9 protein-coding genes are annotated in these 14,541 nt (G+C 46.6%); all 9 read right to left on the bottom strand.

Features of this window, described 5'->3' with window-relative positions; all coding sequences use genetic code 11:
* Positions 1–137: 137 nt before the first annotated feature.
* A complete protein-coding gene (locus FAM09_RS11300) occupies positions 138–1,556 on the bottom strand; it encodes a T9SS type A sorting domain-containing protein (RefSeq protein WP_136577192.1) in 1,419 nt (472 codons plus the stop codon).
* A 57-nt stretch (positions 1,557–1,613) separates the two neighbouring features.
* Complete coding sequence (locus FAM09_RS11295) at positions 1,614–3,398, bottom strand: hypothetical protein (protein ID WP_136577191.1); 1,785 nt, start codon at positions 3,396–3,398, stop codon at positions 1,614–1,616.
* 169 nt (positions 3,399–3,567) lie between these two features.
* Positions 3,568–4,254: a hypothetical protein gene (locus FAM09_RS11290; protein WP_136577190.1), complete on the bottom strand. Its 687-nt coding sequence runs from the start codon at positions 4,252–4,254 to the stop codon at positions 3,568–3,570.
* Positions 4,251–4,832: a hypothetical protein gene (locus tag FAM09_RS11285; RefSeq protein WP_243751651.1), complete on the bottom strand. Its 582-nt coding sequence runs from the start codon at positions 4,830–4,832 to the stop codon at positions 4,251–4,253. The genes FAM09_RS11290 and FAM09_RS11285 overlap by 4 nt, the downstream gene beginning before the upstream one ends.
* A 256-nt stretch (positions 4,833–5,088) precedes the next feature.
* Positions 5,089–5,658, bottom strand: coding sequence for a hypothetical protein (locus FAM09_RS11280; RefSeq protein ID WP_136577188.1), 570 nt, complete (start codon positions 5,656–5,658; stop codon positions 5,089–5,091).
* Positions 5,659–5,811: 153 nt separating this feature from the next.
* A complete protein-coding gene (locus tag FAM09_RS11275; RefSeq protein WP_136577187.1) occupies positions 5,812–6,831 on the bottom strand; it encodes a PorP/SprF family type IX secretion system membrane protein in 1,020 nt (339 codons plus the stop codon).
* A 123-nt stretch (positions 6,832–6,954) separates the two neighbouring features.
* Positions 6,955–8,955, bottom strand: a complete 2,001-nt coding sequence (locus tag FAM09_RS11270; RefSeq protein ID WP_136577186.1) for an OmpA family protein — start codon at positions 8,953–8,955, stop codon at positions 6,955–6,957.
* Between the two features lie 171 nt (positions 8,956–9,126).
* Entirely contained in the window at positions 9,127–10,122 is a 996-nt protein-coding gene (locus FAM09_RS11265) for a PorP/SprF family type IX secretion system membrane protein (RefSeq protein ID WP_136577185.1), read from the bottom strand.
* A gap of 70 nt (positions 10,123–10,192) precedes the next feature.
* Complete coding sequence (locus FAM09_RS11260) at positions 10,193–14,473, bottom strand: PKD domain-containing protein (RefSeq protein ID WP_243751650.1); 4,281 nt, start codon at positions 14,471–14,473, stop codon at positions 10,193–10,195.
* Positions 14,474–14,541 lie beyond the last annotated feature (68 nt).

Below are 14,541 nucleotides of genomic sequence, written 5' to 3'. Positions count from 1 at the left end.
ATGACGGATGGCTTGTTCCTGATGTGATGTCCTATACCTATAACCTATTCTTATTATATACCTATTACATTAACTACTTACATCTCCTTTTCAACTTTACGAACTTCTTACCTCTTACTTCTTACCTCCTGCTCCCCCTATTTCACCAAAATTCGCTTCGCAAACCGGAAGGCTTCATTCTTAACGTTCAGCAGGTAAATACCGGGCGCTATTTTCATAGCCAGCGGTATCGTTACAATATCAACACCATTTATCTTCAACGTGCCGCTTTGCATTAACTGCCCTGATGTATTGAACAGCTCGTATTGATACTGGCCCTTAAAGGCCGCTGAGCAAGACAGGTAAATGGCTTCGTGCGCAGGGTTGTTCAGCACCAGGAAGGAAGCGGCATTGTTGTTTTCAGAAACAGATACAATACGGGAATAGCTCTGCTGTCCGTCCCGGTCAACCGAGCGGATGCGATACATGGCTGTACCCACTAATGGCAGGTCGTCGATATATTCATAGTTTGTTTCATCCTGGCTGTTATGGCTTTTCACGCTGCCTATTTTACTAAAGCTGCCGCTGGTGTTCAGCCGCTCTACTTCATACCGGTCAACATTTGATTCCCGCGCTGTTTTCCAGCGTACAACCGTAGTACCGGTCTTCCGTTGCGCCGCTACACTTATGAAATGCATTGGAAGCACATACCCCACGCTGCCAATGGCAAAATACCCGAACGAGTTAACCGCATTTGAGGTAACGCTACCGGTAGTAGTAACGGTACCCGTTGCAGAACCACCTTCGTTTACCCACATACTTGTATTGTAATACGTAGCCCGGACCTCTGACAGTAAATAATTCGGGAAAGCGACTTTGCTATGGTTCCAGTTAAGCGTAACCTGTGCCGTTCCACCGCTTATGCGGTTGATCTCCCAATATTCATTGGTATTCACCAACAATATTGGCGATTGCACACTCGTGCTATTGGGCGTGGCGGAGCGGTACCTGGCATTCAATTCACTGCTGGCCGACAAATTACTTACAGCCACTGTACGTTCATACGTGCCATTGCCTACAGGGAAAGTGAAATCAGTATTTCCCAATTTCTTTACCCAACCATTCACATGGCGGGCATCGGCATCGCCGGTATACGAAGCGCCGGCTTCATATACCAGGTAATTGGGCGTGGCTGACGTAACGATCATTCCATTGGTGAACGTATGCACATTGGCCACGCTGAGGTTGTTATTTAATGTAATGCCGGCAGCATTATTGGTAACTAACTGATAAGTTTTAAACGACTGCGTTCCGCTCACAGTTTGTGCAGCGCTGCCGTTCATATACAATACACCGTTGCCGGCCGACATAGCAGCCTGGTCATTGGTGAGATTTCCTTTTACATACAGGCTGCCATTATTCACCAACGCACCGGATGATGAATTGGTAAAAGCTGCATGGCTGCATAAAGAAGCACCCGAATGCACCTGTAAGTTGCCGCTGTTATGCAACACATCCTGGCCATTTGCACCGGCCGCTGCCAACAACAAGGCAACAGGTAGTATCATCCTTTTCATAGTATCGACTTTATTCAATGGTTAAAACAATTGTTTGGAATGGTAACAGATGCGGTATTATTGCGCATTTGCCAACCATTGAATATCCTGTATTTTAATTACGTCGTTATTGGTGTTGGATGAAACATACACTTCAAAATAATCGGCAGGAGAAATATTTTCTAAATACACCACAAAGGCAAAAGGATATGGTTGGTTAGCTGTATTGGTACGGATAGTGGTTTCCCCAAATCGGGTTGTACTTACCCCGTTCTTCACTATACCAATGGAGATCACCCGGTTGGAGCCATCAACCGACAAATTACCGGTGATCGTGAACCAGCCATTCCGTTTGTTTGTAGGCTGAAAGGTGATCTTGTTGTTAACGATCGTCCATTTACAGGTGGTGGAACTGGTATTAGTGCCCCAGTTCGCTTTTGCCCATGCGTTGGCGGGTGATATAGCAACCGTATTGGTTGTATTGTTCAATACAGTAAGGTATGCGTATGGTTTCTTATCACCCATACCGGCATTGCCTTCCAGGATCGCATTGGCATCCCGGCCATCGGTACGGGTAAAATCGAATCCTTCAATGTATTTCCCGGTGTTGTTCCAGGAATTATTGGTAATGGAAATGCTGGCAAAACCAGTGAAGGTTGAGGGGTTGTATACAATAGCCGTATCGGTGGCGGTGGCATTATAATATCCTCCGGAAGCCAACTGGATGGTGGCATTGGTAGCCTTATCGAGGTTGATACCTCTTGCACAAGCAATAAAATCTGTTTCAGCAACTTTTACAATTACGCCCGATGCGTTGCCATGCACCATGATACCACTTCGGCGTGCATTGGAAATATCTGTTTCAAATACCCAGATCTCGGCATTGCTTGAATCGTAAATGGTGTTATAAAAACGGTCAAACGTGCAATCTTTAATTTCATTATAAGTGCCGCTGCCTGCAAAATGGATGGCATCTTCGTTTGCAGATGTTCCATAACCACTTAAAGTAGTGGCATTGAATTGCAGCATTTTGAAATAACAGTCCGACACACAACGGAACATCGGATTACCGGCCAAACCGCTGGCTGCCGCTATGGTAGAATGGCCATATGATGGTCCCTGAAAAGTAACCGGGTAATCCAGGTCGATCACCAGCGTAGAGGCTACGCTGTATGATTCTTCATCTAACCGTACTACTGTAGGCGCAGTCATATGGGCATCCAGGAATTCAACCACTTCCTGCAAGGTGGTCCAGCTGCTATGCACATTTACATCAAGCAGGTGTGCAGGTCTCTTTTCTTTATTCTTTATCACCCAATTACCGCCATTGGCAACAAACGTTTGTCCAATGTAACGCGTTAACGTACTGATCGTATCGCCATCGATAGTAGCGGCGCCATCCCCATCAACCGTAACCAGGTGGGTATGCGAACCTACGTTCTTAACGGTAATACTTAATCCGTTATCAGAAGCTGTAATGGCAGGCAACGTAAGAGTGATATCATTGCTGGCTAAAACAAATGTTTCTGTTTTGGTCAATGTAGTGGTAGCTGATTTGGCCACAGTGTTCAGTTCGCTGGTTTCAAGCAGCCGCCAGGCGGTGCCATTCCAGTAATAATACCCATCGGCCAATGTACCGCCTGAACTGTATACCATCATCCCGGCGGTTACGGTGCCGGTTAAGGGCGCTATGGAAGCGGTACTGTTCAATGCTACACGGGGTGGTAAAAATCCTTTATTGGTGCTCTCCAGCTCTAACAGGGAGTTGGCATTTATGGTGTTCGGGTTATCTCCGATTTTCACCTGGGCATTTGCATATACGGCAAACAAGGTTGCAAAGAGAAAAGTAAAGCGTTGTTTCATACGGTTATCTTTAGGACATCAGACAATCAGATTTCAATTAATGGTTTATAACCACAAAATAACGGAGTCTATCACCTGCTATTTCGCTTCTAATTGTTTCGAAAAATAGAATTACTGGTTTCCTAAAACAACACTAAGTAAAAATGCTTATCCAAACTAACTTACAGGCTTAATAGGCAGCATTGCTGACAGCAGGCGGCGGATCGCCTTTTACTACAGGATATGCAGGCTGTTTTTTCTTTTTGCGGGTCCATTCCATGGTAACACCAACGATAAAGTTCCTTCCACTGTTAAACGGCTCGAATGTATACACCGGAATGGTGAATCTGTTAAAGGTAAAGCCGATCATTACCCCGGGTTGCAGCTCATTGCCGATCACCCGGTCGTGCGTATGTTGAACAGACACACCTGCGTAAAACCATTTCAGGCTTTGATACCCCACCTCAGACCAGTTATACACGAAGTAATCGCCATAGACGGCGGTTGACCGTGAATATTGTGATTGGGAAGAAAAGAAGAATTTATTGAGCTCCATATCAATGTTCAACCCGGTTGACACACCCTTGAACCGCCCCAGCGATCCGCCCAGCATGGGCACGAAGGAAAAGTTAAAGTCCCTTTTTTGAACCGAAAAGGTGCGGCCCAGGTAGAGCGAAAAGGTTTCTGCATCTTCATAATTGTAGCGCGCTTCTGCATACCAGTTCTTCGAATGCTGGTAATGCATAACCGGCATATATAAATAGGGCTGACCGCTGTTTACCAGGTGATATTGTTCTAACATGACGGCTGACTGACTAAAGCCAGGCCGGCTCATGAACGCCAGGAAGAGAAGCAATATGGAAGGAAGCTTTATCATGCAGCATGCTCCACCGGTTCCGGTTCCATTTTCTTTTTCTCACCTACGATTATGATGGGCGCATTGATGAGCTTATCGAAAATGGAGATCTCTTTTAAGAAAGGGTTCCAGTAAAAGATGAGTTTTTCAATAGGCTTCCAAAGTATTACCCAGCTAAATACATCCAATGCGTTGCTAAAGGCAGAATGTATGCGATGCTCCTCATTAAACAAGACCGGCATTACCCCCTGAAAGAACATAACAACAATGAGACTAAATGCCAGGAGCATCCAGTTGCGCTTTTTAAATTTTTTAAACTCCGCCTCTTTAATGGATTTTTTTAATGAAAAATGCCGGCGAATGGCATGCACCAACGGTTCTATATATTCTTTATCAGATTCACTTACACAGTTCAATTTATAGGTAACGGTTGAATATCTTTTTATGCTGGGCGCATAGTTCATAATATACTCCTCAAACTCCTGGCTCAATTGCCTTTTATAAATAGGCGCCGGGTCATTGGCATTGAAGTAGCCATCGATGGTTTGTTCATTGACCTTGAGGAAGATATTGATTTTTTTAAATAAGGAGTTACTCATAAGTTCTGGTTCATACCAGATAACGGGATGGAACATTGGATAATGATACAGTATGAACGGCTTATAGCAACAATAAATATAACTACCTAGCGGGATAACGAATACTCTTTAAAATACAAAAACCCCGGCTGTTCGCCGGGGCCAAACGTAACGCACGAGAAAAAGCACTGCCCATACCAATTTAAATGCGGTAGCGTGGTTACGTTATGACTATTAACCGTGCCAGGGTTCCAAACCGTAGCACGGTAAAAGATCATTAGTCCTTTAACCCGAGATATGCTTTAACTTCTTCATAATTATTCCAGTCAACCTGTTTGCCCATACGCACGGTGGCGCCACCCGGAATAAGGATGTACCGGTACTGGCGGAATTTAGCGCCGGTGGCCTGATCGGTACCCGTAGAAGCATTTACATTGGCATCCAGCTCAATAGTGCCTACTGCATAAAAAGGCGTGATCTGGGCATTGCCTTCCCGGAATGGTAACGGTGTTATTACTTTATTAGCGGCAGTACCAAAGTTGATATACACTTTTATTTCCCCGTTCGACAATAAATTATCGGTAACCTTTGGCTCAGTGATCTGCGTAAAGAAAACACCGCTGGTAGCATCCTGCGCAAAAGCAAGATCTAACCAGGGCGAATACTGTACATTGGCGGACCCGGTTTCACCCTTGTCGCCTTTGTCGCCCTTGTCACCCTTTTCGCCTTTGTCGCCTTTCTCTCCTTGCGGGCCAGTATCCCCTTTTTTGCAGGCAGTAACCGTTAATGCAATAGCCAGCATGTAATAAAAGATAAGGCGCAGGCTAATTTGATTTGTGCGTTTCATGTTCTTGGTTTTTATTTTGTATTTGATGAATAAACTAGTTGCCTGTTACCAGTTACCGGGTACCGGTTGACAGGAGTTACAAGTTGCAGGTTACAGAAATTGCCGCCCCGATAGCTGTCGGGCCCGATTTCACGTATGCCGTTTCACGTTCCCTCACCATACATTCTTCGGGCAGCCATCATCGTATTTATTTCCGAGTAGAAAGCCCACCATTATTTCGTGTGAGCCTTTACTCACTATGTTTAAACCGGAAGTGGTATAGTCGTAAGAGTACCCGATGTTGAATTTGTGACCGATATTCAGGCCAACCATCCCGGCGAAGCCATCATTAAACCGGTAACCTGCCCCAAACCACGCTACATCGAGGTATTGCAGCTTCGCATTCACATCGAACTGGATGGGCATCGGTTGCACATATTTTACCATCACCGAAGGGATCAGGTTGAAATCTTCTCCCAATAAAAAGCGATACCCGGCAGTGGCAAACAAATGCGGCACCATTTTGCCATTGGTTGTTTTCACCGCATTGTCTGAAAAGCTCACTTTCTGCGGAATGATCTGTTGTGCAGAAAGCCCCACAAAATAATCGGCTGAATACAGGTATACACCGGCCATAAAATCGGGCTTCATGGTATTGATCATGCCATTATTATATACTGCGGGATCAACCTGCACATTGCCAAAATCGAGTTTACTGCTATTTAAGCTGATACTGGTGAACCCGGCGCCAAAACCGGCCGCCAGCGTAGTTCTTACACTGATGCCTATATGATAGGCATAGGTGCCGTAAGCAGAGAAATAATTCAACGGACCGGTGCGGTCATTGATCACCTGCAACCCAACACCATGATGCGGTTCGGCAGCCGTGTATTCTTCCCAATACCGCTTACCGCGCGGATTTTCGCCCGGCATCTCAAAAGAGGTCGCTGTGGTGCGAAAATCTTTTTTATTGATGGGCGTATGAAGGGTTACATACGTGGTAACCGGCGCATCCTGCACACCTGCCCACTGATGCCGGTGACTGGCTTTAATATCAGTATAATTTTCAATACCCGTCAGCGCCGGATTTATGATATACTGATTGAGGATATATTGGGTGTAGTGCGGTTTTTGTTGTGCCTGAGTTTGTATGCTTACAATTGCGAACAAACAACTGAATAATAACTTTTTCATGTGCTACGTTTTTATTATACCGGCTGGTAGCTAGTAGTAAATGGTTAGTAGGGCCTTTATTCAAAGTTCCTGATATACCTACCACCCTATCCCCGCTTTTCCCCACTCGCTACTAGCGACTTGCTATTTCCCTAATACCTTAAACTCCGTCCTTCTATTCTGCTGCCTTCCTTCTGGATTATCGCTGCCATCATCATTAGAGTTCGGAGCAATAGGCTGTGTTGAACCATATCCTTTTGCCTGCAGGCGGTCCTTATCGATGCCCTTGCTGATCAGGTATGCTACGCAAGCCTGGGCCCTTGCTTCAGACAGGCGTTGATTGTATGCATCATTCCCTTTATTATCAGTATGGGCGCTGAGCTCAATAACAACCTCCGGATGAGCGGTCATCATGGCTACCAGTTTATCAAGCGAAGCATGCGATTCTTTTTTGAGGGTAGCTTTATCGAAATCATAATACACATTATCCAACACGATCACTTCATCAACCGGCGGTACATCTTTCACCAGGCAAATAGCCGGGTTGGTCAACTGTTCTGCTTCTTCATCCAGCGGCGCATAGAACGGCAGCGAGCCATCGCTGTAGCCACTTACAGAAGCCACAGCCTTCAACGGTTGAAACTCATCCAGCGTAAAGGAATAATTTCCATCAACCGCAGTGGTCTGCGTATACACTACTTTATTTTGAATAGTATCTATGATCTTTATAGCAACACCCGACAACGGCAGTTTATCCTCGCAAGACACTACTTGTCCGCTCACCTGCTTTTTAGGTATTACCTTTTTTAAATAGAACAGTTCCAGGCAGCAGGTGGCCTCGCGGTCAGAGCTAAGCCAGACATCTTCCAGCACATTCTTCACTCCGCCTTTGCTTACGAAATAAATATCATCTTTAACCGAATTTACCGGGTAGCCAAAGTTTACCGGCGCCGCCCAGGCATCCATTGAGCCTTTGCTATAGAAAAAATCATAGCCGCCCATCCCTACTCTTCCGTTGCCGGAAAAAACAAGGGAGGAAGAAGGGGCATGATAATACGGCGCCTGCTCATCATAAGCGGTATTGATCACATCGCCCAAATTGGCTGTACGCACCGGTTTACCACTTTCATCCAGTTCGGCATACCACAGATCAAACCCACCATAACCGCCGTTTTTGTCGCTTGCATACAAGAGGTAATTCCCGCCGGGCATCACAAAAGGCTGTTGTGCACTAAAACCAGTGGCATTAATGAAGCTATCCAGCAACACCGGTTCGCTCCAGCCATTACCGTTTTTACGACTGCTGTAAATGCCAGACACTTTTTTACCACCCACGATCATCCACCGGGTCAGGAACAACGTATTCCCATCAGGCGTAAGACTTACTACGCCCTGGTGCATGGCATTCGCCTGTGGTAATGGCAACAGTTTCACTTCACCGGTTAAACCATCCGTTACCGGCGTAGTATACACCCGGTTAATGTGCGACTGGTTCCTGCCAGAAGTACTATCAACACGGGTAGAGGTAAACAACAAGGTATTCTCGTTCAACCATACGGGTGCATAATTAGCGCCTTCCGTATTTAACGGAGTGCCGGCCTTTTGCACACTGTACAGTTTCAGGTCTTTCTTTTTTAATTGGGTTTGAATGAACCGCAGGCTCATCAATTCCTTCTTCGCCGATTCGCCATACTGATCATCGGACCTATGTTCATCGAGGAAACGATTGAATTCCTTTTCTGACTGCTCATAATTTGCCAGCGCACGCAATTCTAAAGCATAATAATAGCGGGCCAGTGGAAATTCGCCACTATTCGCATCAACCGCCTGACCGTAATACGTGGCCGCTTTGGCATGGTCGTGCAACAACCGGTAACTTTCTGCCACGCGGTAAACCGCCAACTGCCGGCTGCTTACCGGAACATCTTTCTTCTTCGCCGAATTAGGTACCGTATAGGGGCTATATTCAGTCGTCTTAATTTTTTGACTGGCAGTGCCTAAATATTTTTCATAATACTGGGCGGCAGAATAATAATCTGCTTTTTTATAATAATTATCCGCTGCCCGCAAATAATCGTATGTAAACTGTGCATTGGCAGCTAACATACTACAACCAATAATTCCGGTGGCTAATAACTTTTTCATGTGTTAGTTTTTATTACGTACCTCTTACCATGGTTTTCATAGGCAGCAATCGCTCTTGTATATATTGACAGGGTATTGTTCCTGAGCGGGCTCGCTTTGAGCGAAGCCGAAAAGTCGAAGGGAAAAAAGCGGTTGGTAGAAACCAACCGCCGGACATTGGTGTACCTATGACTATAAGCGCGGACAGACAAAATCTACTTCGGGTGTCTTTACTGATCTTCTACCAATAAAGGACAATGATATTTCAAAGCTGTTGGAGCCATTCGCCATCTTTCCGAGGGTAGATGTGTTCACATCATAGCTCACACCCAGCACAATATTTTTATGAGCAAAGCCAACAAAGGGAGACAAGGCATCTTTAAAGCGGTAATTAGCGCCAAGCATTACATCGGTGCCGGGGGCAGCTATTAAGCGGGCATACGCGCCCACCATTTTTTCCGTTGCCGAACCTTGCTTCAGGTATAAGATATTAGGCGTTAAACTGAGAACATCCGATAACGTTATTCTAACACCTGCATGACCGGTATATCGCATGGGCAGGCGGGCTTTACCTGACTCACTGAATTTATCATCGGGCCGCGTAAGGTGCGATACGGCAAAACCGCCAAATAAATTCATTCTTTTACCCGGCTGAGCATCGTAATACAGAATACCGGCAGCCGCATCAAATGAAGTGGAAGAAGTTTTACTGAACGCTTCTGCAGAAATAGCGCCCGGGTTATAACCGGTGATCGGGTTCCACTGATCGCCAAACGTCAGTTTCGACCGGTTGAACCGCCGTTGAATGACCCCGATCTGCATCCCCATCACCACGCGATGATTTTCCTGCGGCCCGAACCGTACCCCATTATAGGCATAACTGGCATAGGCAGTGAGATAATTATAACCGCCATCGCCAGCCGTTTGGTTCAACACACTGGCGCCGAAGTTGGAATTCTTGTTCGTAGTGAAATCAACGGCCACACCCGGCGTGGTAAAAGGACTACTGATATTCCCCCACTGCGACCGATAGATGCCAGAGATGCGGTAATCGCCATCAAATGCTCCTGTTAAGGCCGGGTTCAGCCAGGCAGGATAGACATAGTATTGCGAAAAATGCGGATCTACCTGCGCCTTCACCGCTTGAACGCTTAAAAAAAGCGTTAGTAATATTATGCTGTTTCTCATTGCGTATCGTTTTGTTTATTTATTTTTTTACTTTCTCCTCTATCAACTTGTTAACTTTTCAACTTACCCCTCACTTCACTATCGTTATTGAACCCGTTCTCGGTTTAAACCCATTCTTCAAATGGATCACGTAGTAATAAGTAGCCATCGGCAATGGTTTACCACTTACAGTTCCATTCCACGGTGTAGCATACCCATATGAGTAATACACCCGCTGGCCATACCGGTTGAATACTTCCACCGTGCAACCAGGATAATCGCTCAGGTTCGTAATATTCCAGGTATCATGAATGCCATCGCCATTAGGAGAAAATGCGTTAGGCACTAAAACCGGTTTTAATATTTTTACTTTCAGGAAGTCAGATGCGGTGCATTGCCCTTCACCTGTAGCCGTAAGCGTATAGGTTTCATCAAACATCGCCTGCAGCAAAGGCCGCAACTTGTGTGCATCGCTTAAACCCGAAGCCGGCGCCCAACTGAACGATAGCACTGTTGAATCATTTACGGTTGGATTGAATTGCACCACCGTTCCCTGCGGCACCGTGAACGAAGGCCCTGCATCAACAACAGGCTGCAGGTAAACCACTACCTGTTTGGTAGCTATTTGCGAAGTACAACCTGCGCTGTTGATCACCTGCAATTGTACGGTATAGTTACCCGGTAGCTGGTAGCGTTTCACCGGGTCTTGCTTAGTGGAAGAACTGCCATCGCCAAAATTCCAGCTCCATTGCTGAATAGTGCTGTTATTGGAAGTACTTTCATCATCGAATACATTATCGGAACCCTGGCATAAAGTATCGGGTGAAACCGTAAAGGCGGCAACCGGCTTATCAAAAAACGCGCTGAATGTTTTTGAAGCGCTGCTGGCACATCCCCAGGCAGACGTAGCATCCAGGCGAACAACGTAAGGCTTGGCAACAGCATACGGATGACTGGCATCGGTAGTATGAACCACCGCGCTGTTATCGCCAAAATTCCACGTGTAACCAAGTGCTGACAGATCTGCTACCGTAGTGGCATTTTTGAAATCAGCAACACCACCCGGCATACATACCGCTGCAGGTAAACTAAAATTTGTTACCGGCAGCGGATGTACTGTTACAGTCCGGGTTGCCGTATCACTGGTGCACCCCTGATCACTCACTGCAACCAGCTTTACGGAGTACGTGTTATATATAGACCATGTGTGTGAAAACGAATTTCCATTGGTATGGGGCACCCAGTTGCCATCACCCAAATTCCACCTCCAGGAAGTAATGGATCCGGAAGTAATGCCCGATTGATCGTCGATCGTTGCCGACTCATTCAAACAGATATCGCTTTCGACTGTAAAAACAGCCGTTGGCTTGGGGTATACGGTGATCGTGCTTGTTATAGATTCCGTACAGCCACCTGATGAGGTAAAGGTATATGTGATCAAATGCGCTCCGGCGCCGGCAACAGAAGGTGTAAACATACCAGCCGCTGTAGTGCCCGCACCACTGTATACACCGGTGCCTGGTACGCCATTGGTAACCGTAGCCGTAGCCACAGACACAGGCGTGGTAACACTGGCGCAAATGGCCGGCAGGGCCGGATAGTTTAACCGGGGTCGCAAACTAAACGTGGCGGCTACCGTAGTATCTTTTGTACAACCATTGGCAGTAGTAACACTGAAATGAATATTATAATTGCCAAAGGTGTAGGTATGCGATGGATTTTGTTGCGTTGATGTATTCGGGTTACCCGGCGTGGCATTGGGATCGCCGAAGTTCCAGCTCCAACTGCTGATCGCTTGATTATCCGGCACCTTAGTGGTATCGGTGAACTGCACAATGCCATTATCAGGCAAACAACCTGCCGGATAGCTGAAACCCGGTTTAGGCTTGGCATACACGGTAACCGGCACAAACGCCGTATCGCTCACACAGGTATTGCTCACTTTCACTACATGCTTTGCGGTAAACGTTCCGTAATCAGGGAAAGGTATTGTTTGCGCATTGCCATTGGTAGCAGTAACTATGGTATTATTTCCAAAATCCCAATACCAGGTATTAATGGGCACCGGACCGCCGTATGAATGGGTTTCACTGAAGGTAATGCTGCCATCTTCACAAATAGCTAAAGGGGCAGCGCTAATGGTAGTAACCGGCGGCGCATATACGGTAATGGGTTTGGTAACGTTCGACACGCAGCCATCAGTTGTAACTACGGCCAGTTGTATATTCTGCGTTCCGGTGGCAGACAGTAATTTCAACGGATTCTGCGCGCCGGCGGTGCTGCCATCGGGAAACGTCCACTTCCATTGCCCTATGGTATAGGCGCCTGTTGACGCGGGACCGCTAAATGCCACCGTATCTTTTATACAACCGGTGGGATGCGAAAAGGTAAAATCAGCCGTGGGTTTTGGTTTTACTTCCACGGTTATCTTCAACTCTTCTGTATTATTACAGTTATCGAGTGATAAACTGGATGACTTAATTGGAATGGTATAGGTGCCGGCCGTATTGAAGTTATACGTACCAGGCAACGTGTATTTATAATAAGTAATACCATTGATGGTAACAGTGCCATCATAAGCGTTAGAGGCCGGATCAATCGTAACATCAGTAGCTGGCGGTGTTGTAACAGCGCCCAGTGCACTAAGGCCCCATACCAGCTTAAGCGGTTGATAGCGAATGAGGGCAGATAATTTAACCGGCGTATTTACACAGGTGAATTTATGGCTGTTCTTTCCGCCATTGGTAGTGTCGGGTTCATTGTGAACACTGCTTATCGCATTCAGGTTATTCAGGTACGTGCCTATATTGTAAGCATAGCTTTCCACACTACCCAATCCATAGGCAATACCGGTGAAAGCCGAATCGCAGGTTACCAGGCATTGCCCTAAAGGCGCAGCAGGTGGTAATGGGCTATCCCATCTTTTTATCACCACCGTATATCCATTCATGTTGGTATGCGGATACGTATGATTAAACACTGCGCTGCCGCCAATTCGTAATGAAGGCACCCCGGCCGTTGGCACAATCACGGTTACGTAGTTGACAGATATAGATTCTTTATTATTCCGGAAGAAGCCAACTCTTGTAATGGCCTGTTCAACCGGACTAAGTACCACCATTTCCGGGTCGCCTAATCCGCCGTTACCTAAGCAACTGCCACCGGTCATGAACTGCATTACTTCTATGGGCTTATCCGCTTCAATTATATCGGCAGTACCGCTCTCATATACATAAAAGTTCCCGTTGATGAGCGTGGCGTTATAAGGCGGACCAGTGATCAGGTTATTATTTACCCGCACGACAGTGCCCGGATCGCGCACCGCTATTTTATAGGTACTTCTTGCAAATGAAGATGGCGTGCTGGAACCTGAGAACGGCGCGGTCAAATACCGTTTACCCCAGGCATGCTGCGGAAATAGTTGCTGGTTATCATTATCGCCACCCCCACTGCCGCAGGAGGCCGGGTTGGCCGTTCGGCTACTACCGGCAAATACGGCTATGGGATTACAATTATTGGCGCCATTGGCCATTGACCGTACAATGGTACCTGTTAGCTCCTTACCTGTTCCGGAACTACCACCGTTACCATTAGCATCGGCTCCGTCGTTGGCGCCTACTACCTGGTAGATCTGGCCTTTCATTAATGTTATAGTAGAAGTTACCCCGGGTTGCAGCCCGGTAATGTTCTGCGCTCTTGTTCGCACAGAAGGGGTAACCTGTATTACCGTATTGTCTTTGCTGGCTATTATATACATCCAGTTGTAACAATCGCTTCCATAGCTTTGCCGGCTGTTCAACGACACATAAGAATATCCCCAGGCAGTCACCGGCAACAACATAGTAGCACCGGATGAAGCAGAACCATAAATATGTGCGTAGGCTACAATCGGCACATTGCTTTCAATATGGATCCCTTTCTTTCTGAACACACCAGCACCGCCGGTGCCGGCAGGTGGCGGATCAGTGAACAGGCGGGCATCATAATTGGGATCACTGAGCGGATCACCGGGCGCCGCTGCTACATTCACCACTCCTTTGGGTATTATGTCTGTAGCAATGACTGTATAGGCAGGGATCGTATACGTCTTTCGCCACCAGTTGGGAAAGAACAGCCCGCTGCTATCGATAGTAACGGTAACCGTTGCAGGCTGATCTTCGGCGCTCAGGTATAATACCATGTTCATATTATTGCCGCCCTGCTCCATAAACTGGTGGTGGCCATACCCTACCCAAAACTCAGTTCCCCGGTTCGATACGTTTTGCCCCAAAGAAAACAGGCCATTCAAAAGAAACGCAAAACCCAACAACATGCGCCCACATACCCCGTACAGTATGCGCTTACCCGCTTTATGTTCTCCATTTCTCGTCATATAGTCTAATTTTTTAAAACTTCTTTAAATGCCTGGTCCTATTTCCCCTACCCGCTACTTACTACTTA

Source organism: Niastella caeni (genome assembly GCF_004834005.1).
GTDB classification, from domain to species: domain Bacteria; phylum Bacteroidota; class Bacteroidia; order Chitinophagales; family Chitinophagaceae; genus Niastella; species Niastella caeni.
The sequence above is the reverse complement of the archived record's forward strand: the minus strand, read 5'-3'. Positions and strand labels throughout refer to the sequence as shown.